The sequence below is a fragment of the Arthrobacter sp. STN4 genome, from assembly GCF_024539665.1.
GTDB lineage: Bacteria > Actinomycetota > Actinomycetes > Actinomycetales > Micrococcaceae > Specibacter.
In genome coordinates, this window is sequence record NZ_JAKZGX010000008.1 from 1 (window position 1) to 21625 (window position 21625).

Annotated in this window: 20 protein-coding genes and 1 pseudogene; 13 read left to right on the forward strand and 8 right to left on the reverse strand. The window is 64.0% G+C overall.

The features are described 5' to 3' along the window. The first annotated feature begins 1007 nt into the window (after positions 1–1007). Positions 1008–1427 (forward strand): hypothetical protein, encoded by a 420-nt coding sequence (locus tag MMF96_RS07920; protein WP_256883171.1) that lies wholly within the window; start codon positions 1008–1010, stop codon positions 1425–1427. Positions 1428–1492: 65 nt separating this feature from the next. On the opposite strand, the gene MMF96_RS07925 is transcribed toward MMF96_RS07920, so the two are convergent. From MMF96_RS07925 to MMF96_RS07945, 5 genes and pseudogenes are all read right to left on the reverse strand, one after another. After that, positions 1493–2302: a GAF and ANTAR domain-containing protein gene (locus tag MMF96_RS07925; RefSeq protein WP_256883172.1), complete on the reverse strand. Its 810-nt coding sequence runs from the start codon at positions 2300–2302 to the stop codon at positions 1493–1495. Positions 2303–2851: 549 nt separating this feature from the next. Then, on the reverse strand, positions 2852–3517 hold the full coding sequence (locus MMF96_RS07930) for a PAS and ANTAR domain-containing protein (RefSeq protein ID WP_256883173.1): 666 nt from the start codon (positions 3515–3517) through the stop codon (positions 2852–2854). Positions 3518–3610: 93 nt separating this feature from the next. Continuing rightward, positions 3611–3871, reverse strand: a complete 261-nt coding sequence (locus MMF96_RS07935) for a DUF4235 domain-containing protein (RefSeq protein WP_256883174.1) — start codon at positions 3869–3871, stop codon at positions 3611–3613. Positions 3872–4035: 164 nt separating this feature from the next. Continuing rightward, positions 4036–4263: a CsbD family protein gene (locus MMF96_RS07940; RefSeq protein WP_176616672.1), complete on the reverse strand. Its 228-nt coding sequence runs from the start codon at positions 4261–4263 to the stop codon at positions 4036–4038. Positions 4264–5825: 1562 nt separating this feature from the next. Next, positions 5826–6572 (reverse strand): annotated as a pseudogene (locus MMF96_RS07945) (IS982 family transposase). Between the two features lie 587 nt (positions 6573–7159). Here MMF96_RS07945 and MMF96_RS07950 point away from each other — a divergent pair. The 5 genes from MMF96_RS07950 to MMF96_RS07970 all read left to right on the forward strand — a co-directional run bounded on the left by MMF96_RS07950 (position 7160) and on the right by MMF96_RS07970 (position 10100). Continuing rightward, on the forward strand, positions 7160–7486 hold the full coding sequence (locus tag MMF96_RS07950; RefSeq protein ID WP_256883175.1) for a hypothetical protein: 327 nt from the start codon (positions 7160–7162) through the stop codon (positions 7484–7486). A gap of 265 nt (positions 7487–7751) precedes the next feature. Then, positions 7752–8339, forward strand: a complete 588-nt coding sequence (locus MMF96_RS07955) for a helix-turn-helix domain-containing protein (protein ID WP_256883176.1) — start codon at positions 7752–7754, stop codon at positions 8337–8339. A gap of 225 nt (positions 8340–8564) precedes the next feature. Continuing rightward, the gene (locus MMF96_RS07960) at positions 8565–8918 is read left to right on the forward strand and encodes a hypothetical protein (protein ID WP_256883177.1); all 354 of its coding nucleotides are present in this window, start codon (positions 8565–8567) and stop codon (positions 8916–8918) included. A gap of 154 nt (positions 8919–9072) precedes the next feature. Beyond that, complete coding sequence (locus MMF96_RS07965; protein WP_256883178.1) at positions 9073–9435, forward strand: hypothetical protein; 363 nt, start codon at positions 9073–9075, stop codon at positions 9433–9435. Positions 9436–9521: 86 nt separating this feature from the next. Continuing rightward, a complete protein-coding gene (locus tag MMF96_RS07970; protein WP_256883179.1) occupies positions 9522–10100 on the forward strand; it encodes a DinB family protein in 579 nt (192 codons plus the stop codon). Positions 10101–10908: 808 nt separating this feature from the next. On the opposite strand, the gene MMF96_RS07975 is transcribed toward MMF96_RS07970, so the two are convergent. Continuing rightward, positions 10909–11226 (reverse strand): hypothetical protein, encoded by a 318-nt coding sequence (locus tag MMF96_RS07975; protein WP_256883180.1) that lies wholly within the window; start codon positions 11224–11226, stop codon positions 10909–10911. Between the two features lie 1209 nt (positions 11227–12435). On the opposite strand from MMF96_RS07975, the gene MMF96_RS07980 reads away from it, so the two are divergent. From MMF96_RS07980 to MMF96_RS07995, 4 genes are all read left to right on the forward strand, one after another. Continuing rightward, complete coding sequence (locus MMF96_RS07980) at positions 12436–12639, forward strand: cold-shock protein (protein ID WP_256883181.1); 204 nt, start codon at positions 12436–12438, stop codon at positions 12637–12639. Between the two features lie 214 nt (positions 12640–12853). Beyond that, positions 12854–13276, forward strand: coding sequence for a hypothetical protein (locus tag MMF96_RS07985; protein ID WP_256883182.1), 423 nt, complete (start codon positions 12854–12856; stop codon positions 13274–13276). 631 nt (positions 13277–13907) lie between these two features. Then, the gene (locus MMF96_RS07990; protein WP_256883183.1) at positions 13908–14174 is read left to right on the forward strand and encodes a hypothetical protein; all 267 of its coding nucleotides are present in this window, start codon (positions 13908–13910) and stop codon (positions 14172–14174) included. 90 nt (positions 14175–14264) lie between these two features. Then, entirely contained in the window at positions 14265–14948 is a 684-nt protein-coding gene (locus tag MMF96_RS07995) for a hypothetical protein (protein WP_256883184.1), read from the forward strand. 718 nt (positions 14949–15666) lie between these two features. Here the strand turns inward: MMF96_RS07995 and MMF96_RS08000 are convergent. Beyond that, positions 15667–16581: an MBL fold metallo-hydrolase gene (locus MMF96_RS08000; RefSeq protein WP_256883185.1), complete on the reverse strand. Its 915-nt coding sequence runs from the start codon at positions 16579–16581 to the stop codon at positions 15667–15669. 436 nt (positions 16582–17017) lie between these two features. On the opposite strand from MMF96_RS08000, the gene MMF96_RS08005 reads away from it, so the two are divergent. Together MMF96_RS08005 and MMF96_RS08010 are read left to right on the forward strand one after the other, a co-directional pair. After that, on the forward strand, positions 17018–17581 hold the full coding sequence (locus MMF96_RS08005; RefSeq protein ID WP_256883186.1) for a TetR/AcrR family transcriptional regulator: 564 nt from the start codon (positions 17018–17020) through the stop codon (positions 17579–17581). A 525-nt stretch (positions 17582–18106) separates the two neighbouring features. Continuing rightward, entirely contained in the window at positions 18107–19498 is a 1392-nt protein-coding gene (locus MMF96_RS08010; RefSeq protein WP_256883187.1) for an MFS transporter, read from the forward strand. Here the strand turns inward: MMF96_RS08010 and MMF96_RS08015 are convergent. Beyond that, the gene (locus MMF96_RS08015) at positions 19493–20119 is read right to left on the reverse strand and encodes a TetR/AcrR family transcriptional regulator (protein ID WP_256883188.1); all 627 of its coding nucleotides are present in this window, start codon (positions 20117–20119) and stop codon (positions 19493–19495) included. The two genes, MMF96_RS08010 and MMF96_RS08015, sit on opposite strands and share 6 nt — an antisense overlap. 39 nt (positions 20120–20158) lie before the next feature. Between MMF96_RS08015 and MMF96_RS08020 the strand changes: the two genes are divergently transcribed. Then, positions 20159–20953 (forward strand): creatininase family protein, encoded by a 795-nt coding sequence (locus MMF96_RS08020; RefSeq protein WP_256883189.1) that lies wholly within the window; start codon positions 20159–20161, stop codon positions 20951–20953. Positions 20954–21625: the final 672 nt, after the last annotated feature.

A 21625-nucleotide genomic window follows, 5' to 3' on the forward strand; every position in this document is an offset into this window, starting at 1 on the left:
GTCATCGCGGAGTTCTCCTTCAGGAAAGACATTGGACTGTCATTTCCAAGGATCACGCGGTGACCGCCTTCGCATCTGGCAACACGCCCATCAGGGCCGGTTACACCACGCTAATGGACGTAACCCGGGGCGCAGTTCACGCGATCGTGGACCGCGGGTAACGTGGCCTCGTCCCGGCCCCCGGCTGGACGGTGGACGGGACGCCGGCCGGTGACGGGCACCTGGTCCCTACGACAGTGGCTGCGGCGGTGACGGCCCTTCTGCTGGTGTGACGGTGCCCCGGAGCGCCCCTGTCACAGGGCCGGCACTGGTGGCCCGTGCCGGTTCCGCGGCGGCAGAATCTTCGCATCCTCCGATCCCCCGGGTTCCGACAGCGCCAAATGGGCTGGTGGGCATCACTCGCAGTGGGCGTCTTCGGGCTTTCCCACGAGGCAACCTGGCCATCGGTTACCGTGGACAGCAGATGGGCCGCGGTCGCAAACATCCGCCAAGCTGTGCAGCCAACGGGTCACGTATTTCCGGTTCCCCTGTAGGCGCCCCCCATTCGTGCAGCAGCCGGCGATGGGCGACGGGGATGGGTTGGACGACACACCCTGGGCCTGGGGCCCAGGCCAGGATTTTGCTCCGGTAAAAGTTGCAAACCCTGGCATCCGCTTCTTCGGCCAATCGAGCAGGAAAGGCCTCGATCGCTTCTTCAGGCGACGCATGTGCACGGAACCACCCGGGTTGGGAGCGCCGGTAGTATGCGCAGGCCATGTCGGCGAGGGCGGCCGAAGTGGCGGGCGTGGCGCAGGTGCCGGTACTCCGACAACGTTCAAGGAATGGGACGGTGCTTGACAAGGAAACGAAGCTATCGAAGACTACACTCGACGGCCTAAGCAAACGGCAGGGTGCCCTGTCACCCAATCGATGCCCCTGGCAGGCATGTGTGGAAGCCGGAATTCCGGCTGGCCGCCGTGGCTGGTCCGGCGCGTTGATAGCAATCCTCCATTCCAGGAGAAGATTCGATGCCTGCCAACCACTCCATACATGCCAGCGGCGATCGCAAGGGCCGGGCGGAATCGTCGCTCACGTGCACAAACTGCGAAACCGACGAATACCTGATTGTTGAATCCATCCAGCCGCACATTCCACGGACCAGCGGCCTGGTCTCCCTGGAATACGAATGCCGGAGCTGTGGTGCGTTTTTCGCGCACGATGCATCGGTCCAAGACGTCGCCAAGCTTCTGGCCAACCAGCCAGGCCGTGCGGGAGTCCTGCATTTCGGCCGCTATTACATCCATTGCGGCGAACCGATGGAAAAAGGCGAGATCCGCTTTTCCACCCACCACCCGCGGGACGGGGAACCTGCGGATGTGAAGGCGACGTTTCCGAGTGTGGTCCTGCGCTGCCAGTGCGGCTTTCAAATGTCCATACCGGCGGACTAGGACCAGCAGCCGGCCCACGCGTGCTGCCCGTCCCGGCCGGGGTACCCGCGGGACAGGCCTGCAGGTCATTCCTCGAAGTGCGTTGCCACCGTGGACTTGGTGATGTTTGCCAGGAGAGCTTCGGCCACTTCGCGCAACTTCTGGTTCCGCGACGACGATGCCCGGCTCAGGAGTTCGAAGGCAGCAGACTGGGAACAGCGCTGCTGCCCCATGATGACACCGACCGCCAGATCAATGGCCGTGCGCGATTTCATGGCTTCCTGGAGATCCTCGGCAATCTGCTGCTTGCTGCCGATGCGCACAGCCAGGCGCAGCGCCTTTTGGGCCTGTGCCGCGTACTGTTCGGCGCTCGCCACGATTCCCGCCGTGAAGGCAAATGGTGTGGAGGAGAAAAAGTTGATCGAAGCAGCCGCCCCTTGTTCCAGAACGAGCGGAACGGCCAGGACACTGTAGACGTTTTCCTTAACCAGGGCCGCGGCATATTCCGGCCAGCGCAGGTCCGTCCGCGTTTCGTCAACCACCACCGTGTGCTGCTCCACCAGTGCCGTCAGGCAAGGACCCTCACCCATGCGTGCCTGAATCTCATTGAGCATCCGTGCCTTGTCTGTGTTCCCCCCTCCCGTCAGCGCCCGCCGACGCCGGTACAGGGTCACGGCACAATCCATGGGTTCGTCGCCGTCCACGGAAGCCAGGGCCGCCGAATAGACGCACAGTTCCCGAAGAAATTCACCCACGTCCCCGCTGTCAAGGACCAGATCCTGCAGCTGCTCAGAAACCGTGACCGCGGAGAGGAGCGCGTCCTGCCCTTGAAAGCCTTCAAGTCCCCCTTCCGGGTCAAAGTCCGGGTGTTCGTCGTCAGAAACTCTCGTTGACATCAGCATTCCTTTGTCAGGCTTGGGTAGACTTCAGGAATGCCGGCCCGCGCTTGCACACCCGGCGCGGACGGAGGGACCTCCGCAGGCCGGGGACTGCATGCAGTCGCGGGCCCCCGCTGCTTGAAGACCTGCCCGCAGTCTACGCCCCCTAGGCCAGCACGCCGCAGAACCGGGAACGGAAGCCACACTTGGGCACCTCGCCGTCGGTTCCCCGGCCCGGCCGGGGAGCGCCCCCTTCTTCCCTTCCGCGCATTCCACCTGCCGTCCAGCGCGACGGCGGAGCAGGTTCCAGGCAGCCTTGACGCTAAAACCGGTCTGGCCGGCATCGAACAGCCAAGCAGGTCGTGACTGCGTTGAGGAAGAGGTTCGGGAGGTGGACGGAAAAGGGCGGCCGGGGGCCTCGGCAGCTGCCGGACCCGACACGGCTCGAAGCACCCGTGCCGGAAGCGTGACGCCCACAGCGTCCCGCGGCGCAGCTTCGGCAGCAGCACCCGAGGCCGCCGTCTGCGCCGTCGGGAAACCGGGCCCGCCCCGCTCCGGTACCGGACGTCAGCCCCGGCCCGGCGGCCCGGGCAGTTCGGGGCAGCCACCTTCCTGGACCACCGAAGCCACCAGGTCCACCGCAACGTCGCGAAGCTTCCTGTGCGAGTGTTGCGAGACCTGCGCCAGCATGCCGAAGGCCGCTTCCGCGTTAATTCGGTGCCGTCCCATCAGAATGCCCTTGGCCTGCTCAATGAAGTGGCGCTTCTCCACGGCCCGTTGTACCGCCGCATCGGCGCCGGCTGCCGTTTCAGCTTCCATGATTCGCGTCAGGTCGATGAAGTGCCCGTCGACGGCACATATCCGGCCGGCGGCATCCTCCACGCCTTGGCCGACCATGATGACCCGGCGTGTCCGGCCATGCCCGTCAATGATCCGGTGATGGCTGACCATGGTTCCGCCGTCCGTCATGACGCGGCGGAAAATCCGCTCGAACTCATCCCGGTCCGCGGGATGCTTGTGCGCCAGGACCAAGCCCATGGTCGGGACCACGTCGCCGGGCTCAAATCCATGTATGGTGAAGGCGCCGTGGGACCAGTTCCAGGCCCCGGAGTCCACATCGAACCGAAAATTCCCGACAGCGAAGCCGTCACCTGGCGGGAGAACATAGGAAAAAGTATGGTTCCGTCCGGTCAGCACGCGGGACCCGGTGACCAATGACTCCACTTTGCGCATGACGCACGCTCCTTTCTGACTCAAACTTGGCTGCGAGGGGCGATCCATCAATGCTGCCGGCCCCTGGTCTTTCACACATCACCGCATCGTGTCCTACCCGTCGGCGGCACCCCGCTCGAGCCGGAGGACTGCCTTCCGCCCAAGCCGCTTCGTCACCACCTGGATGACGGCGCCCGAGACCGCGGTGGCCAGCGCGAAGGCAATGACGCCCGGCAGAGGATTCTTGAGGTTTCCGGCGTCCTTGGGAGGTTCGGTCCCGGTGCCCTTCCGCCATCCGGCTTCCAGGGCCTTGCGAACGGCTGCGCCTGCCGCCAAGGCGGCGCCCATGCTCAGGACCTTGATCAAGATTGTCATGGCACTGTCTCCATTTCCCATGGGTCATTGTTTCCTCCGGGATTCCCTGCCGACACCGGCCGGGCAGGCAGCCGCGGCTTTGCCGCGCGACTGCCGGCCCGGCGGAGTGGGGAACAGGGTGCGGGCGGCCACTGATTCACCGTCCACCCCTGCGCAACTGCACGCTACTGCGGACCGGCTGCCCCGCCTTCGGTGTCGTCCTTATTAAGGTTGTCCGCGTCCTCGTGGAGGTGGGCCTTGAGGTCGGCAACCTTGTCCTTCACGGTTCCCTTGACTTGGTCCGTCTTGCCCTCGACGACCATGGAATTGTCATCGGTCGCCTTGCCGATGGTTTCCTTGGCCTTGCCGGCCACCTTGTCCTTCGCTGCATCAAACTTGTCGCCCAGACCCATCACATTCCTCCTTGTTTGTGCCTACGGTCACGTGAGCCTGCGCTTCGTGACCCTGATTAAACCGTGACAACCATCCGCCACCGCCCCAACCGCCCTGCCGACCCTCCGAGCGTTCCTGCGTGCCGGAATTCTTTCGCGGATCCCGGAGGCGCGTGCCCCGGCCCGGCCGGCACGACGGCGTCGAACCTCATCGAACGGATAGATGAACACTTAATTTGGACCGGTTTGCCCTTGGAGGGAGCTGTCCCCATGCGGAGCCACGATCGGGTGGGCTCCGGGAGCCGCTCAACCCGCCCGTGGGAGTGCCGGTCGAGGGCACAAGGTCCGGGCCGCGCTGGTCCGGCTTGGGAGGCAGCAGTTGGCGCCGATCCTTTGCCTCGTGCATCGCGGGACTCTTCGAGGACGGTGCGCCCTGAATGGGCGTGCGGGGATTCGTCATGCTTCCTCCTGCCAACTGCGGGAATATGCTCAACGCATACAACGATGGCCGGATTGCGGGCCTGCGTCAAGACCGCAGCGAGACTCATAAAAGGTAGTTGTTCGATAATGCCGTGTGTGCCTCATTTGGGCTGTGCCCGCGAAAGCATTGGCGCATGTTCGGGTGCCGTGGCGCATTGGATGGGTGGGCTACAAGGTGCCCTTTTCTGCGCGCAGGGAAATCACGAAACAGTGAAGCCGCCGCGCATGTGAAGGCGTCGAAGAGGTCCAAGGGTGCCATATTGGACCGGCTGGTACCGGGATCGGCAGGTACCGGGCGAATGCCCACCGCCCATTGGGCAAGGCGATCAAGTGATGCACACCGGGTCGGTCGGTGGGGAGCCGGCCGGGGCCGGCCAAGGGACGGCTACGACACGATGAACTTGCTCGACCAACCAGGTCTGGGCGATGGCGGGGAAGCCATGTGGGAACTATCCGGCCGCGACCGTGTGTACCACGTTGGCCACGGTGTACGCGCAGGCCGGCTCCGGTTCCCTGGGCAACGCGCCTTCGAGTTACAGCATGGAGGTTCATGCCCGGTTTGTGGCGATGAGTGCGGCGGCAGGCGACCGGCAGTTGGCAACGTTGAACCGGGTCCGGTCGCCACCGACACGGTGGCGGACTGCGGCAACACGGTCAACGACTCCGGTCCTCCCTGCGCTCCCGCGGCATCCAGTGCGCCGTCCCGGACAACGACGGGAAGAAAGCCAACCGAAAGCACAAAGGTTCCGCCGCAGGCGGCCCTGCCCCTACGTCAACGAAGCCCACAAACGCCGCAACGAAAGTCGCTCGAAGCCTCAATACCAGAAGACAATGGCGCGGGCTGGCCACCGGCGTGTGGCATTCTTGCCCAAACGCGTCGGTCAGCTACTGTCCTGCAAGCCGTCATCACCTGGGCCACCCCATGGTGAGACGGGTTCCAGTTCAATCGTCGAGACTCTGTTGCGCCTCGGATCGCGGTGCTGTACCTCTTGAACTTGTGACCCGTCTCAGCACCCGAGCGTTCCTGACAAGCTCCATCGCCGTTGTCAGTCGTCGTAGTCGGTTAGTGAGTGTTTGCGGGGTGCGTTGATGCGCCAGTTGTGTCAGATGCCGGCGGCGAGGGCGAGTAGGCGTGCCGCGCCGCGGGTGTAGACGCCGGAGAGGGTGCGGCCGCCGTGATGCTCGAGGCTGGGTTGGCCCTTGAGGGTGTCAAAGACGGACTCGATCCATTGCCGGATGCCACCGGGTTTGCCAAAGCGTGGCCTCTCGTCCTTGCGGTCCGGACGGATCAAGGTGGCGCCCAGGTCCTCGGTGATGAACCGTTCGAAGTCCTTGCCGGCGAAACCCCTGTCGCCGCGGATGGCCTGTCCGTCGGGGGTGAGGTGGTGGTCGTGTTCCGGGAGGCCTTGGGTTAGTTCGCGTTCGCTGATTTCGGGTTGGCCAGGTCCCGGAGGACCGGCATGCCGTCGGGGTACTGATCAGGCAAAGCCGGAATCCCCGGAAGTAGCGGGAGTGCGAGGTGCACTAGCCGTACCCGGCATGTTCCGGGCCAGGGCCGTGATCGTCGCCGCGGTCAAGGGCCCCGCGGCGCGCAGGCGCTTGTTGTACCCGGATTGGTGCGGGATCCCGGGGAACTTGCCCATCAAGTGGGCGCGGACATAGCGGATCCACCGTGTCTCGGAGAAGATGCCCAGTAGCTGTTGGGCCACGGCCAGGCAGAGTGGTTCGGCATCGCTCAACGCGGGTTTCCGGCCCGGCCGCCAGACCCGGGAGAAACCCAGATCCGGCAGGATCTGGTCAGCGGAAAAGACGTTAGGTGTAGTCAGGAGAGTGTTTAGTTGAGTGTTCAAAACCCGGCTCAACCCTCTCCTGTCTATTTTAAAAGCCCCCACGCCCTCCCCGGCAATAGGACTTACTCATCCAGTGAGCCCCCCTCTGACCGCCGAGGTGGCGGGTTGTGTTGCGTTGGTGTCGTCGGCTTCGTGGTGGCGCATTCTGGAGGTATGCGATGGGTTCAGGGCGATGGTGGTGGTGGTGGTTGTGGTGGTGGTGAACGTCAATGAGGTCCTGGAGGGTCATGTCGGCCTGGATATCCAGTGCCTGGACCGGATCTATTTGAATGCTTACGTGCCCAAACTGCAAATGGGCGGGAAGGCGGTGACGTTCCTAAGGGACCACCTGGGCGTACCGATCCCGGCGCCGGCAATCATGGAAAAGATCGGAGCGGCCTTTAGGCGTTCGGTGAATGCATTCTCCGGGGACAACCACATCCCGCTGATCCATTTCCGCAAGGGAGAGCGCAAGAACGAGGTGATGCACCGTTATCTGGATGCCCAGGAAAGGACGGGCCGCTCCGGTGTGGCCCAGGAGTACCAGAATGTGTTCACCTGGTCCCAGCGGCAGGCGTCCAACGGGATCCCCTGGTTTTCATTTACCAATGTTTTCATTTACCAACGCCGACCGGCGGGTGACGTGCTTTTATTTCTACCTCTGGGACGCCGACTTCGGGGCTGCGTTCATCAAGGTCTGCGCCTACTTCCCCTACCCGGCCAAGCTGTGTGTCAACGGCCACAAGTGGGCCAAACACCAGACCACCCAGGCAGGCATCGGGTACACCGCCCTCTCCAACGGCTTCGCTTCCTGTGAGGACCCGGCGGCCCTGCAGGAGATCTGCAACCGGCTCGGACCCGGCGCCATCGGCGTCTTCTTCCAGCGCTGGATGGCCCTGCTGCCGCTGCCCCTTGTTAGACGTCGCATTGTTTGAGACGCATTGGTCATCATGGGTGACGATGCAGCTGCAGTGGTTTGAGCTTCGTTGGCGGCGTCAGCGTGACGACCAGATCCGCCATTTCTGCCGGGGCCCAAAATATATCACTAGCCAGGTTGGCACCGTGGTTTTTCCCCTCCGGCCGGCGGTGGTTTGAATGATCCATTCCGGGTGCTGCTGGTTCCACACGAACTGGCCACTTCCCCGTTGTGGGCACGGTAAGCAAGAGTCATTGACATGAACTTTTGGCCGAGGAAGAGGAATGGACGCGATGCTGGTCGTGGGCAGCCCCGAGCAGACCGAGACAGCCTTGGTGGCAGGAGAGATACCCTACCCTGACTGTTCGGCGCCGCTGCGCCCCCACGGACACGCCCGCACCCATACCGTCCGCAGCGTGGGCCAGGAGCGGCTGACCGTGCAGCCACGGCGCGCCCGCTGCAGCGGCTGCCGGCGCACCCAAGTCATGTTTCCGGCATCATTGTCGTTCCGACGGGCCGACTCGGTTGAGGTGATCGGCACCGCACTGGCAGCAAAGGCTGGCGGCCAAGGCCACCGCACGATCGCAGCCATGCTGGGCCGGCCTGTTTCGACGGTGCGCCGCTGGTTGCGCCGGGTCCCGGAGACGCACGTCCGCTGGCTGCACGAGCAGGCCGTCATGCATGCATTCCGCCTCAACCCAGAGATGCTGGCCGGTCTCAAGCAGTGGCCGAGCCTCCTCGGCAGGAGCCCGAACATACTGGCCGGCGCCGCACTCGCCAACCGACAACGGGTGGACCCCGGAATGCCACTTTGGATATCGATCGGGTACTTCACACGAGGGAACCTGCTCAGCCCACCACTGCCCACCTAATAAGCGGCGAGACCAGTGCTTTTCCATGCCGTGAAACAGACATCGACATGACGACGATGCTGAAATCTCTTGCCAAGAACCCGTCAGCAGTGACAACCACCACGCCACCATGACGACCAAACCCACCATTCCCATCGCCATTCAAGGCGACGCCGCTATCGTCAAACGACGCGGCAGTCAACACCCCTGACCGATGCGGACGCGGACGCCGGCTACTGGTGGGAGTTGTCCACGCGCCAGCTCGAGGCCTCCCGGACCCTGGTCTTCGACGCACCCCGGAATGCCCGCGCCTTCTTTGAATCACTCATCGGTGACAACCTCGACCTGGGACGGCCAGAAACACTGGAACTGATCTTTCGCCGGCAGATCCGCCGCGGACGGGTGCGCCGGACCCAGGACGTGTTCAAAACCAAGGTCGTCACCCGCGACACCGACGTCACCCTCAACGCGTTCTACAAGTACTCCCGCATCATGCAGTACCTCAAGGACGGCCGGGCGCTGAGGATTGAGACAGTCGTCAACTCACCCGACGACCTGCGGTGTCCCCGGCGCCTTGAACATCTCGATGAACTGCAATGAAAACCCCGTGACATCAACAACCGCCTGCTCGACACTGAACGTGTCGGGCAGGGCCATGTCCTTGCGAGCCCAGCCTTTAAGCGGGTCGCACAGTCCACCCTCACCGAGGATGGCATGAGGGCCCCGGCCCTGCGGTTCGCCCGATCCCCGGGTCATGGCCCTGCTCGGCGCCCTATGTATAAGCCTCACTGTCCAAGGATTCACCCGCCGGAACCTGCGCGCCCGAGGGACCCATCTGCTGGGCACCAACTACAGCACCAACCAAATGAGCTACGACCTTGCCCGGCTACGCCTGAACCAACTCATTGAACGCCGCCCCCACAGCAACACCTACACCCTCACCCCCGAGGGCCAACGCGTGGCACTGTTCCACACCAAGGTCCACAACCGGATCCTGCGACCGCTCCTGGCCGCCGACAAAGCCCCCGCACCAGCACCGCTCCGCCAAGCCCTGGCCACCATCGACCGCCACATCCGCCGCTACATCGACAACTCACGGCTCGGAAACCCGGCCTAAAAACTCAAGACAAACATCAAAGCCCTCACCCCCAAGGAACGCTAGGCGTGAAGCGCTCATGCCGCGGAGTGCTAAAGTTCTTCCCCATGGTATCGATATGGGTGGAGAGCATCGGGCGCTGCCACGAGGAAGCCTTGGAGCTGCTGGCCGCAGCCGTGCGGGACTGCCCGGACGAACTATGGCGGACTCCCATGTGGCGGGTACAGGCCTCGGAGATTGTCGGGGAGGTGCGCGACGCCAGCGGCAAACCGGTGACCGATCCGGCTCATCGGGAGGCGCTGGTCCAGCGGTGGTCGACGCCGTGGAGCGTGGCTTGGCATGCCTTGGAAGTCCTCGACTACGACCTCGCCGCCGAGTTGGACCCCTGGTCCCCGCCGCCCCCGTTCGCCGGGAAGCCACACTGGCAGACATTCACCAGCCTGCCCGTCCCCTGGTCGCAGCCTGAGATCCGGGGGTATATCGACTACTGCCGACAGCGGGTCCGCGACACGCTCTCCGGCATGACCGAGGCCAGGGCGGTGACCCCGCTGCCGCCGGCGCACCGCTATAAGGGCAGGGCCTACGCCTGGATCGTGACAAGTCTGATCGGCCATACCACCGCACACGCCACGCAGATCCGACAGTTCATCACCAACCCTCCCGGTTCGCCCGACGTCTTGGGCTAACCGAAGGGCGTGCCCGTTGTCGCTGAAATGGAAGAGGTCCGAGCCCTGAGGGTAGGCCAAGAAGATGGTGAATCCGCAGACGTTCACGGCTAAGCCAGGCCCTGCGGTGGCAGCGACTACTCCTGTGGTTGAGCAGCCGGAATTCCCGGGATGGTGCCCTTGAAGTGCGGCAGGCCGGAGATAGTGCAGTCCGGTAATTCATGGGGTCCCCTGCGCCAACGCATTTAAACCGGGGGTAGGGATGTTTGTGCGTCGCTCCCCATGCACCATCTACGCGGAGGCTGGCGAGCTATGCTAGGAGGGGACGGAAGTTTCGACCGGCGAAGAGGTTCAAGGTCGATACGGAGGAGAAATCATGGGAATCAGCGTTGGCGCCTTGGTAGCTGTTGGTGCGGCCTTATACATCGTGTTGGTTGTGCGCCGTAGGAAATGATCCACACTCACGGAGAGCTTCGGCCCACAGTTCGTAGGAAAGGCACCGTTCGGTCGTATTCCGGTCCCACACCAGTCTTGCCTACTCCCCGAAGCGGGTTATGCACTGCGGCCGATTCAATGGCTGTAATTGCCGCAAAGATCGCAGAGACGGTAGGCGTCGAGGACGCTATGGTCGCCCCCTCGCATAAGCTCACTGTTCGAGGCGCTGCGTGCAGCCAACCAACCACGCATTGAAGTTGTCCCTGATCGGTGACTGATCCACTCCCCGGAGCCAGAATCCTTCCATCGGCAGGAGCCCCTCCCAAGGATCGGTACGCGGGCCGCGTTGAAGACGCCTGGAGGGCCGCACTTCGCGGTGATCCCAACGTTGCTCCTAAGGACCGTAACGACCTCGGCCACGATCAATATCGCGCCGAGCATCTCGGATAGCCTTCGCAACATCAGGATTTTGGACCTCAATGTCATTGGCGCACTTGTCAAAGCTGAAGAATGGCCGAAACAACACCGGCAAGAGGCAAAACACACAGATGCCCGCAATGATCAAAATCGACGGGGAGTCGATGGATAAACTTTCCCCCATTGCTGGAAACAACGCCACGAACCGTGATGACGCTCTTTCGTTTTCCTTCCGTATGAGATCAGCCTGCTTGAGCCCGCCAATTTGCACCGACGCTTCAGTATCGCCATCCATGTCTGTTACGCGTCGCATTGTTTGGGGACGCAGTGGTCATTGTGGGCGACTATGTACCTGTTACCGGTTGGGCTTAGTTGGCGGCGTCAATGTGACGACGAAAGCGGCCGCTTCCACGGGCATCTGAGATTCCTTGGCAGCCTGCTTGGCGCCGTGATTTTGCCCCTCCGGCCGGTGGTGGAGTGAGTCATCCGTTCCGGGCGTTGTTGGTTACACACGAAGTGGCCCCTTCCCTGCCGGGGTGTGGTAGGCAAGAGTCATTGGCATGGGGTATGGCGGAGCGACAGAAGGGGGCACGATGATGGTCGTGGGCAGCTCCGAGCAAACCGAGACAGCCTTGCTGGCCGGCGAAATACGCTGCCCTCATTGCTCGGCGCTGCTGCACCCCCACGGGCAAGCCCGGACCCGGACCGTGCGCGGCCTGGGCCAGGAGCGGTTGACCGTACAGCCGCGGCGCGCCCGCTGTGCCAGCTGCGGGCGCACCCAGGTCCTGCTACCGGCCTCCTTGGCGTTGCGCCGGGCCGACACCGTGGAGGTCATCGGGAAGGCCTGCGGCCAAGGCTGCCGGCAAAGGCCACCGCCCGATCGCCGCCTGACTGGGCCGGCCTGTTTCGACGGTGCGGCACTGGCTGCGCCGGGTCCCGGAAACACACGTCCACTGGCTTCATGAGCGGCAGTGCAGCATGCGTTCCGCCTCAACCCTGACATGATCTTCCGCCCCAAGCAGTGGCCGAGCCTACTGGGCCACTGCTTGAACATCCTGGCAGGCGCCGCACTGGCCTTCAACCGCGTGGCAAGGGCCGAGCTACCCCCTTGGACTGTGATCGGGTACTTCAAACGAGGTAACCTGCTCAGCCCACCCCTGCGCACCTAAACAAGCGGCGCGACCGCGCTTTGCCATGCCCAGCAACAGGCGTCACGATGACGACGACACTGAAAACCGTTCACAAGCACCCGGCAACTTTGACGAGTGCCGTCCGCACTCCGAGGACTGGATTTCGTCGTCCGTCCCGGTCTTTGACCGGCGGTCAAACGGTGGTGCAGCGCGTTATATCATGGCTCCCTGTGTGGGAGGCCTTTTCTCCAAAAGGGCCGTCGATTCCCTTGAACACTGCGTCGCTGCCCCGTACATTAAGGGAACACGGACGACGGTGTCCGTGGCCGTCACTGCGCTGACGGCGAGTGAAGGTCCCACGAAGGAACGCAGCCATGGCCACAGGCACAGTTAAATGGTTCAACGCTGAGAAGGGCTTTGGCTTCATTGCCCCCGACGACGGGTCGGCAGACGTTTTCGTCCATTACAGCGCCATCGACACCGGCGGCTACCGTTCCCTGGATGAGAACCAAAAAGTGCAGTTCAATCCCGGCCAGGGTCCCAAGGGCCCCCAGGCCGAGAACGTCCGCCCGTTGTGAGCGCCGTCCGCGTGCTGGTTATGGCGGCCTGCCCTTCCGGGCCGGCCCGTTGCGCGACCACCCCTTTGAAACCTGCGCTCACAGTGGAACACGCTGATCCCGCCCAAGTACGGCAGCCCGGTCGACCCGCCTGACGGGAGGCTGCCGCTGCCTGGTGTAGTGGAAAGTTGACAATTAAGCACCGCCCTCGTGGACGTCTTTTGGGAGGATCTTCATGACCACGTTGCCAGCCGGGAATCTGTCCGGGGGAATCGCCGACGCCGGGGTGCCGGCGTTAATCTGCACCCGATGTGGTACCGGCAATGACCTGGTCATCGAGGCCATCGAAGCCACCAGTCCCGCGCTCCCTGGCCAGGTCTCCCTCGAGTACTCATGTTTGTCTTGCGGCTCCTTCTACGGCCATGACGCCAGCGTCGGGCAGGTGGCCGCCCTCCTCAACGCAGGCGCCACGGCACCGGGAGTCCTGCATTTCGGGCACCACTACATCCATTGCGGTGAACCGATGGAGGAAACCGGGGAGGGACTCTCATGCCTCAACGACCCCTGGGGCAGCGAAAGCGGCCTGCCTGCCACGATTTCGCTTCGAACGCGCCTGCTCAAGTGCCACTGCGGATTCCAGCTGGACGCGCCGCGATGAACCCTCCCCACAGTGCCACAGTCCCGACCGCGACACCTGGGATGTTTGTTCCGTCTCCACGTCTGGGACGCATGGCCGTGCACCGTGCGAAACGGGGCGCCGGCGGGGCCAGGTCGGCAAAGGTCTTCCGGGCACAAGGATCGTCGTCACAAAAGATCCGGCGTCCGAGCCACCCCACCGATACCGGCACCGGCACGGGGACGTCCAGCACCGGGCTGGGTCCGCCGCAAATGCACCTACGCGAAGATCATGGCGCAGCCCGGGCATCCAAGCGCGATGTCCGAATCGAGGGACGCGAGCACCCGCATTCCTCCACCGTCGATCCGCAACGGGGGCAACAGCGGCGATCGCCAGCCCAACGGGCACATGGAGGAAAGTCGCGGACGCAACCGGACACGGCTGCATCACATGCTCCACGGTCCGTGCCTTCAGGCCCGGCAAGAATGATCGGGCATATCCATCCCCGCACCGCCCGGCTCCCCGGATCCACCACCGACCGCCAAGAACCCCGCCCCTAAGCCCTGATGCCGGGCACGAACCAGACAGCGGACAGCAGGGACCGAACCGTCACGAAGCGCCGGCACCAGGTAGGGGCCAACCACACAACCATGAATTGGAGAGCAGACAAACGATGACCGGACGAATCGAACTGCATCATGGCCCCGACGGCGTCTACTACGTAAAAATGGTCAATGATGACGGAAACACCATCGCCGTGACCATTGGTTTCCTGTCGGAAAAAGCCGCACTGGAGGGCGTGTTTGCCCTTCGCGAAATCGCCGGCACAGCCAACATCAGCGTCTGCACCACCCGGGGAACCCCCGCTGACCACCTCGGGACCGGGAACCGGCGCCACACCAGCCCTGTTCCACTAACCTCGATTGGACATCCGGCCTGACGGCCGACACCAGCCCGGGACCGCCCGCCCCGTCGCAACGCCGCCTTCACCCTGACCGTCTTGCCACGGAGTTCGGAGCTAAGAACCCGGGTGGCCAACAACCTCAGCGACGGACGCTTCCGGATCGTGCTCGCCGTGGATGCCATCAACCCGGACTTGAAGCGAATGGTCGAATACCTCAACGCCATGTCGGGGCCGGCCACGTCCATCATTGCCGTTGCCTACGCGCGCCTGAGCGACCAAGAAACCGACATCCTCATGCCCCGGATCTACGGCGAGGAACTTGCCGAAGCCAAATCCGCCGCGGACGCCGGCCGAAAACCCACCTGGACCATCGAGAGCTTCCGGTCCTGGCTGGGCACCAATTCGCCCTCCAACCTCGAGAAATTCAACCACTTCACCGCCCAAGCCGCGGCCTCAGGATTGACCTTCCACGGCTCGACCAGCATCAGCCCCACAGCCACCTTTGCCATCCTCGCCCCGGACAACACCCGGCTGGGCACCCTGTCATTGATCGCCTACACCGGCCAAAACACCAGCGTCGAGCTGGACTTCTACGGGGTCTCCCGCATGGAGCCGCAACAACGTGCAACCATTGCCGGCCTGTCAGAGCTGCCGGCCACCGTCGCCGGCATACCCGGAATGGAACGCGTCGGAGAACGTTTGTCCGCCACTGTGTTCGCCAACCGCAAGAACACCCCGCTCACAGAACTCCCCGACGAATCAATCCAGCAACTCATCGGTGTCCTGGCTGCCCTCCAAACCCAAACCTGACCCCGCAAGCCAAGGCGCAAACCCACCCGGCCACCTCCCATCCACGCGCTCAAGTCCGGGTTCCCACGCAGCGTCATGCCAACACTAATGCAGCGCATGGGACGAAGCCGGCGCCTGACGAAAGTGGATGAAGCCGCCATGTGTAGCAGCCGGTCCCGAATCAAAAGACGGGTTCCGCGCGGGCCGGTCCATGTCAAAGTCTGCTCGGGTGACACCCCGGGCAAGCAACGCATTTTTCTGTGCTGTGAGGCCCTGGCCGTTGGTGGATACGCGAGCCTGTCCGATCAGCAGTCCGGTCGTGGTATTCGAATGTACCTGTTAGCGCCGTGACCCGGCTTTTTGCGGGCTTTATTACGGAATCTGGCGACCGCGGTAGCGGTCCATTTTTGATCCGGGAAACTTCGGTGACTCCTGCGCCGCTGGCCGACCGCTTTACGGGATGATTTTGGAGGAGCCTTTCGCTGCCACCCAGCCTGAGGATTGATGGTTCGACGTCTCGTCTCGATTCCATTGCCCTCTGTTGAGTGTCTCCCTCAAATCCATATCCCGGAACTTGCTTGAGTATCGGTCACGGTTCTTCGGCGCGCGGGCGAAGACCAGTAGCCCTTCGTCGGTGACACGGGCCCCGGGCGCCGTCGTTGCCCGTCGCGGCGGCGGTCGATTCCGATTTCTTCGGCCGGTTCACGTCGCGTCGCCACCAGAGGCGTCTCAGCGCCGGTCAGAGCGAGTCGGCAGGGGCGGGTGAGAGCCGGTAGCCGCCCTCATGGCGGATGACATGGCCGGCTGTGGGCGGGGCGAAATGGGTGCCCAGGAGTAGGGTTTCAGTGTCGGCGAGTGAGGCGAGCAGTGTTCGGCGCGAGCTCTCGGACTGGTGCGGGTCGATGTCGACGCAGGCGCCGATGGCGGGGTGGGCAAGTTGGATGGGGTGGTGGATGCAGTCGCCGGTGATTAGGGCAGTCCGGCCGCGGCTCGTCAGCTCGACGGCGACGTGGCCGGGGGTGTGGCCGGGAGTGGGGAGCAGGCGCAGGCCCTCGGTGACGGGGACGCCCTCTGCGGGGACGTCGATGAGGTCGAGCAGCCCTGCCTTCTCCACCGGGATCACGGAGTCTCGGAACATCTGCTCGCGTGCTTCCTCCATGTCGTATCCAGCCCAGAACTCCCGCTCAGTGCGGGTGGTCACGTAACGGGCATTGGGGAAGGTGGGCACCCAGCCGCCGTTTACCTTGCGGGTGTTCCAGCCCACGTGGTCGGCGTGCAGATGGGTGAGGATCACGAGGTCAACCGAGTCCGCGGGGAATTCGGCGGCGGCGAGGTCCCTCAGGTAGTCGGTGTTCAGATTGTGCCAAGCGGGATTCGCCCGTTCCTTGCCGTTGCCGATGCCGGTGTCGACCAGGATCCGCAGGCCCCCTAGGGCGAAAGCAAAGCTGTGGCTGTCGATGCGGAGGATGCCCTCGTCGTCGGCGAAGTGGGGATGCAGCCAGCCCTGCGCGGCGACAAGGTCCGGGGTGGCGTCGGGCAGTAGCCACGGTCCGGTGGCGGGGGGCAGGAGGACCTCGTCGATGCGGTGAACGGTGACCTCGCCCACGGTCCAGGAAACTGCGGCGCTAGACACGAAGCCGGGGGCAGTGCTCATGATCGTTCAGTCCTTTGAATCTCGTTACGGAAGATCGTTGTGTGCGTGGCGCGAGGACCAGTGGTGTGGGGGTGGACATCGGCCCTTGGCACTAAACGCTACGGAATTGCTTTAAGACACTTTAGGGCCCACGGAAGGCTAAGTAAAGCCTTAGCCTTGAGCTGGGGGACGCCACTTCAGCCGAGAAGGGATAAGCCCATGTCCGCAGGTCTCGCACCGCAAGCGGACGACCGGCCCAAGTCCCCCACGTCGCCTTTTGCGGCAGGCGCGGGTAAGCCGTCAGCGCCATGAAGATCTTTTCTCGCGCGGGGGCACACTGCGGCGGCGCTAAAGTTCACGAAGGGCCGGCGAGGAGGCGGTCGAACGGCGGCCAGTTGCACGCACCGGGGCGTGCGTGGTTCATAGACGCAATGATTTTGCTTTAAGATGGGTTTCTATGAGCAGGCAGATGGTGCGCCCGGGCGGGCGCAGCGCCCAGGTCCAGGCATCGGTGCACGCCGCCGTGCACGAACTCGCCTCGGAGTTCGGCCGGGATGCCCTGAGTGTGCCGCTGGTCGCCCAGCGCGCGGGGGTGACACCTTCGACGATCTACCGGCGCTGGGGGGACCTGCAGGAGCTGTTGTCGGATGTAGCGGTCGAGCGCCTGCGGCCCGAGACCGCACCCGGGGATTATGGGACCCTGCACTCCGACCTGACGGCGTGGGTCGAGCAGTTCCTCGACGAGATGTCCTCCCCCGCCGGCCGCGCCTACATCCGCGACGCCCTGCTCGGCAATCCGGACGGCAGCAACGCCGGGCAGTGCTCTGCCTACGCAGCCGAACAGATCAACGTGATCCTCACCCGCGCGACCGAACGCGGGGAGAAGGCCCCGGGCGTTGAGACGATAATCGACCACGTCGTCGCTCCCCTGATGTACCGTATCCTCTTCCGCCCGGCCGGGCTTGACGCCGCGTACGCCCGCCGGCTCGTGGGATCAATCCTCGGCCCCGCCGGCCCGTAACCTGGAGCGGACCGGATTTCTTCGCGTTCGCCGGCCCCAGGGTCTTGTGGAGGGGTGTGCTCTGCCGTGCCGGGCCGCTGTCATGGCATCCGTCTTCTCCCGCGCCGCGTTTGGCCGGCAGCGCGGGACATCTCGGTCGCGCAGGATCCCACCCCATGGTTCCCGGTGAGGCCCTTGAGGCGGTGGTGCGCCAGTCGATGAGCGACCGGGTGCCCAGGAGGACCACAAGGAAGAACCGGTCGGCGTGTTCGGTGCCGGGTTGGGCTGTGAATAGACCATGATCCGCAGCTCCTCGCCCGCGACGGTGAGGATGTCGCAGGCGAGTGGGATGAGTCCGGCCATTGGGCTGTCGATGGTCTTGAGCCTGGACTGTTCCCGGGGCGATTCGAAATGGCCCGACTTACACAACTTAGCCAAGCGCGGCAGACCCTTGACGTCAGCCAGTTTTGTACTTTACTGTAAAGTCTAATTCTGGCCATTCTTCTTCCTCTCGGCCAGAGCCGCCGATCGTCAGGAGAGCCCAGAATGTCCCCTAAAGTCCACGCGAGCCGCGCGGGATCGTCCATTTCCGACCGCCTCAACAGGCTGCCCGTGACGAGGGCCCACAAGCGCATCATCGTGATCATCGCCCTCGGTACGTTCTTCGAGATCTACGAGCTGTTCCTTTCCGGGGTGTTGGCCACGACGCTAAGCTCCGAGTTTAGGCTGGGAGGGGCGGGCCTCTCCCTGGTTCTGGCCTCACCGTTCCTCGGGGCCTTCCTTGGGGCGGTAGTGATCGGCCCGGTCGCCGACAGGCTCGGCAGGCGGAAGGCGTACATGATCACTCTCGCCCTGTATTCCGCCGCGACCCTCGCGGCCGCGTTCTCCTCGGATCTGTGGATGCTCGTGGCGTGCCGGTTCATTGCGGGCGTGGGTCTGGGGGGCGAGCTCCCGGTGACGGATTCATTCCTAGGGGAGATCCTGCCCGCGAAGCGTCGGGGGTACTTTGCGGCGTGGGCCTTCACCGTCGCCTACACGGCGGTACCCGTGGTCGGTTTCCTCGGTCTGGGAATGACTGCCGCTGCCCCGTGGGGAATCGCCGGCTGGCGGTGGATGTTCGCGTTCGGGGCGGCGGGGGCGATCATCACGTTCCTGGTCCGCCGCCAACTGCCCGAGTCACCAAGGTGGCTGCAGACGGTCGGACGTGCGGCCGAGGCCGAGGAGGTCACCCATCGGTTGGAGGAGGCGAGCCGGTCCGAAGGGTGGGACGGTGCCGAGGCCCTGGAGCCCGCGGACAGCACCCTGCCCCACGCGACGCCCCTGCCGGCGTCGGCACTGCTGCGCAGGCCGCTGGTGCAGCGGACGGTCCTGATGGCCTTGGTCTGGATCCTGGCGGTGATCGGCTACCACGGGTTCAGCTCTGTTGCGACGCTCGCGCTCACCGAACGCGGCTTCACCGTGACCAGCTCGCTGCTCTACACCTCCCTGGCGTTCATCGGGTACCCGGTCGGGTCGGCGGTGTCGATGTGGCTGATGGAGCGCATGGAGCGCAAGCTGCTGCTGGGTGGATCTCTGGCGCTGATGGCCGTGCTGGGAATAGTCTTCGGCAACGCCCAGGACCCTACGGTGATCGTGGTCTTCGGGTTCTGCTTCACCGTCGTCGCGAATGTCATGTCAAACGCCACGCACGTCTACCAGCTCGAGCAGTTCCCCACCGGCATCCGCACAACGGCGACCGGATGGCTGTACTCCCTCGGCCGCCTTTCGACTGCCGTGGCGCCCTTCTACCTCGTTCCCCTCCTGCAGCACGCCGGATCAGGCGCCGTCTTCACGCTGGTCGGAGCGGCCTGCCTCGTGGCCGCGTTGGCCGTCGTGGTCGCCGGAGTGCGGACGACTGGGCTGAGCGTCGAGGAGATCTCCCCTGAACTTAGGTCATGAAGCATAGCGGCTGAGGAATGTCAGGATCGCTTCGTCGATCACCCGCTCTTCCGCCGGCAAGTGGTCCCGTGCTGCAGGGGCTGCCATGACCGCGGGCCAGAGGGTCATCTCCTGAACGAGCCCGAAGAACTGATGTGCGGCCACGAAGGCGTCGGTGCACTGGAGCCGGCCCAGCCCGCTGAGCCGGTCCAGGGCGGCGGCGAGGGCATCTAGGAGGGGCGCCTTCCCCACCCTGTAGAAGTCCTCCGCGATCCAGCTCAGCCGCCGTGATTCGGCAATGACGAGCCTGATGACGTCAACCTGGTCATTTTCCCGGACGAAGCGCAGAAGCAGCTGCGCGAAGGCCCGCAGCACCTCGGAGGCCTCCGGAACACCTCCGGGCCCATTGAGCTCCTCGAGGAATGCAGATACGTTGAGCTGATCCCAATGACGCTGTAACATCGCCCGGAAGACAGTCTCCTTGCTGCCGAACCTGTTGTAGAGAGTCTGCCTCGACACTCCTGCTTCCTTGGCAATCCGCTCGAGGTTGACTCTGTCGTAGCCATGGGCGAGGAAAAGCCTGCGGGCCGCGTCCAGCAACTTTGAAGAAGCCGCCTCACTCAAATCAAGAACCTCTCCCATTTCGACTGTACCGTCCAATCCATCTTAGGAGCGTATCGCATGACCGAATACCAGTGGAACCGACTCAGTGCCCCGGCGCTTAAATACCACGCAGAGCACGATGCTGTGGTCATGCTCCCCGTGGGTTCCACCGAACAGCACGGGGAACACCTCCCCACAGGAGTCGACCTGTTCCTAGCGGCAGAAGCCTGCCTGAGGGCGGCCGCCATCCTCGAGGAAGCCGGAATGCCCGTCGTGTGCGCTCCCGGGCTGCCTTGGGGCCTCTCCGAGCACCATATGGCGTTCGGGGGCACGCTCACACTGCCGCTCACCACGTACTATGCGCTCATCCGGGACGTGTGTGCCAGCATCCAGAGGTCCGGCTTCCAGCGGATCGTCGTCGTCAATGGGCACGGCGGGAACATCTCCGCCCTGAATGCCATCGTCGACCAGCTGTCCCTCGACCTGCCGGGAGCGGACATCTCCGTGGCCACCTACGTGACCGTCGCCCGCGACCAGATTGAGGAGATCCTCGAGACACAGGACAGCATCATGCACGCCTGCGAGGGAGAGACATCCATGATGCTCGCCGCGTTCCCCGAACTCGTGGCCACTGGCATGCTCTCCCGCGCCACAGGCCCCGTCTCGGGCCTCCGGTCAGATGCCGTGCCCCTGTACCGATGGCGGTCCTTCCGCGACGTCACGGCGAACGGCGTCTCGGGGGACGCCCGCGGCGCCACCGCCGACAAGGGCACCCGGCTCCTGGACGTCTGCGCCGAGGCCCTGGCGCACCAGATCATGGTCGACGGCGGACACGAACCGGGCACTGCGCCGCCGAACCCGAAACTAACCTAAGCAGAAATGGGGCTCAGAGTACGCCAACAGGCCGCATGGAAGCGCCTTGGCTTTACTCTGAGCCCCGTTTCCTCAGACTCCCGAGCGCCCTGATCTGGCTGAAGCTCAAAAGGGACCCACCCGTTACATAGTTTGGACCGTCGTCGTAAGGCGCATAGATCTTACGCTGGACATCCTTGCCGTCCCTCTCCTGGTCGGGAGCTGCGGATCGCGGCCATGTCTCTACGAGCGCGGCCGACAGCTGCGAGGCCTCGACAACTGACTCATTGCGCCCTGCCTGAACTTCCCAGGCCATCCAGGCTTCCTGGGACGGCCTTGGACCGGCTCATCCAAGATGCTACACATGGGTCATTGGCCTTTATCGAGCGGATCGTTGTTGAAGTTTCCAACGACGCCGTCCAGCCAGTCGGGACTGTCCGCTCCGACTCAAAATCGGGCCATTTAGGCCAAGTAAAAAGAGGACTATGGTGTTTTGACCTATTGTGCGGGAGCCAGTTTGTAGCTTGAGGTAGCCTTGGGGCCGGGATGGCGTACTGCAAAATGATGTCCATAACGGGCCCGCTTGTGGCTGCTCAAGCGCCGAAGGGGATGAGGGTGAAGTCGTCGCGTTTGCGTTGCGGGTCTTGATGCTTAGCCTCGATTCACCGATCCGAGCGGGTGGCCCTACGGCGT

Coding starts and splice junctions, on each gene's coding strand:
- MMF96_RS07940 (WP_176616672.1), bottom strand. CDS start 4,263: ATGGGTCTGGGCGACAAGTTTGATGCAGCGAAGGACAAGGTGGCCGGC.
- MMF96_RS08005 (WP_256883186.1), top strand. CDS start 17,018: ATGAGCAGGCAGATGGTGCGCCCGGGCGGGCGCAGCGCCCAGGTCCAG.
- MMF96_RS07980 (WP_256883181.1), top strand. CDS start 12,436: ATGGCCACAGGCACAGTTAAATGGTTCAACGCTGAGAAGGGCTTTGGC.
- MMF96_RS07970 (WP_256883179.1), top strand. CDS start 9,522: ATGGTATCGATATGGGTGGAGAGCATCGGGCGCTGCCACGAGGAAGCC.
- MMF96_RS07990 (WP_256883183.1), top strand. CDS start 13,908: ATGACCGGACGAATCGAACTGCATCATGGCCCCGACGGCGTCTACTAC.
- MMF96_RS08020 (WP_256883189.1), top strand. CDS start 20,159: ATGACCGAATACCAGTGGAACCGACTCAGTGCCCCGGCGCTTAAATAC.
- MMF96_RS07985 (WP_256883182.1), top strand. CDS start 12,854: ATGACCACGTTGCCAGCCGGGAATCTGTCCGGGGGAATCGCCGACGCC.
- MMF96_RS08000 (WP_256883185.1), bottom strand. CDS start 16,581: ATGAGCACTGCCCCCGGCTTCGTGTCTAGCGCCGCAGTTTCCTGGACC.
- MMF96_RS07965 (WP_256883178.1), top strand. CDS start 9,073: ATGGCCCTGCTCGGCGCCCTATGTATAAGCCTCACTGTCCAAGGATTC.
- MMF96_RS07920 (WP_256883171.1), top strand. CDS start 1,008: ATGCCTGCCAACCACTCCATACATGCCAGCGGCGATCGCAAGGGCCGG.
- MMF96_RS07975 (WP_256883180.1), bottom strand. CDS start 11,226: ATGGATGGCGATACTGAAGCGTCGGTGCAAATTGGCGGGCTCAAGCAG.
- MMF96_RS07935 (WP_256883174.1), bottom strand. CDS start 3,871: ATGACAATCTTGATCAAGGTCCTGAGCATGGGCGCCGCCTTGGCGGCA.
- MMF96_RS07925 (WP_256883172.1), bottom strand. CDS start 2,302: ATGTCAACGAGAGTTTCTGACGACGAACACCCGGACTTTGACCCGGAA.
- MMF96_RS08010 (WP_256883187.1), top strand. CDS start 18,107: ATGTCCCCTAAAGTCCACGCGAGCCGCGCGGGATCGTCCATTTCCGAC.
- MMF96_RS07955 (WP_256883176.1), top strand. CDS start 7,752: ATGGACGCGATGCTGGTCGTGGGCAGCCCCGAGCAGACCGAGACAGCC.
- MMF96_RS07950 (WP_256883175.1), top strand. CDS start 7,160: ATGTTTTCATTTACCAACGCCGACCGGCGGGTGACGTGCTTTTATTTC.
- MMF96_RS07930 (WP_256883173.1), bottom strand. CDS start 3,517: ATGCGCAAAGTGGAGTCATTGGTCACCGGGTCCCGCGTGCTGACCGGA.
- MMF96_RS08015 (WP_256883188.1), bottom strand. CDS start 20,119: ATGGGAGAGGTTCTTGATTTGAGTGAGGCGGCTTCTTCAAAGTTGCTG.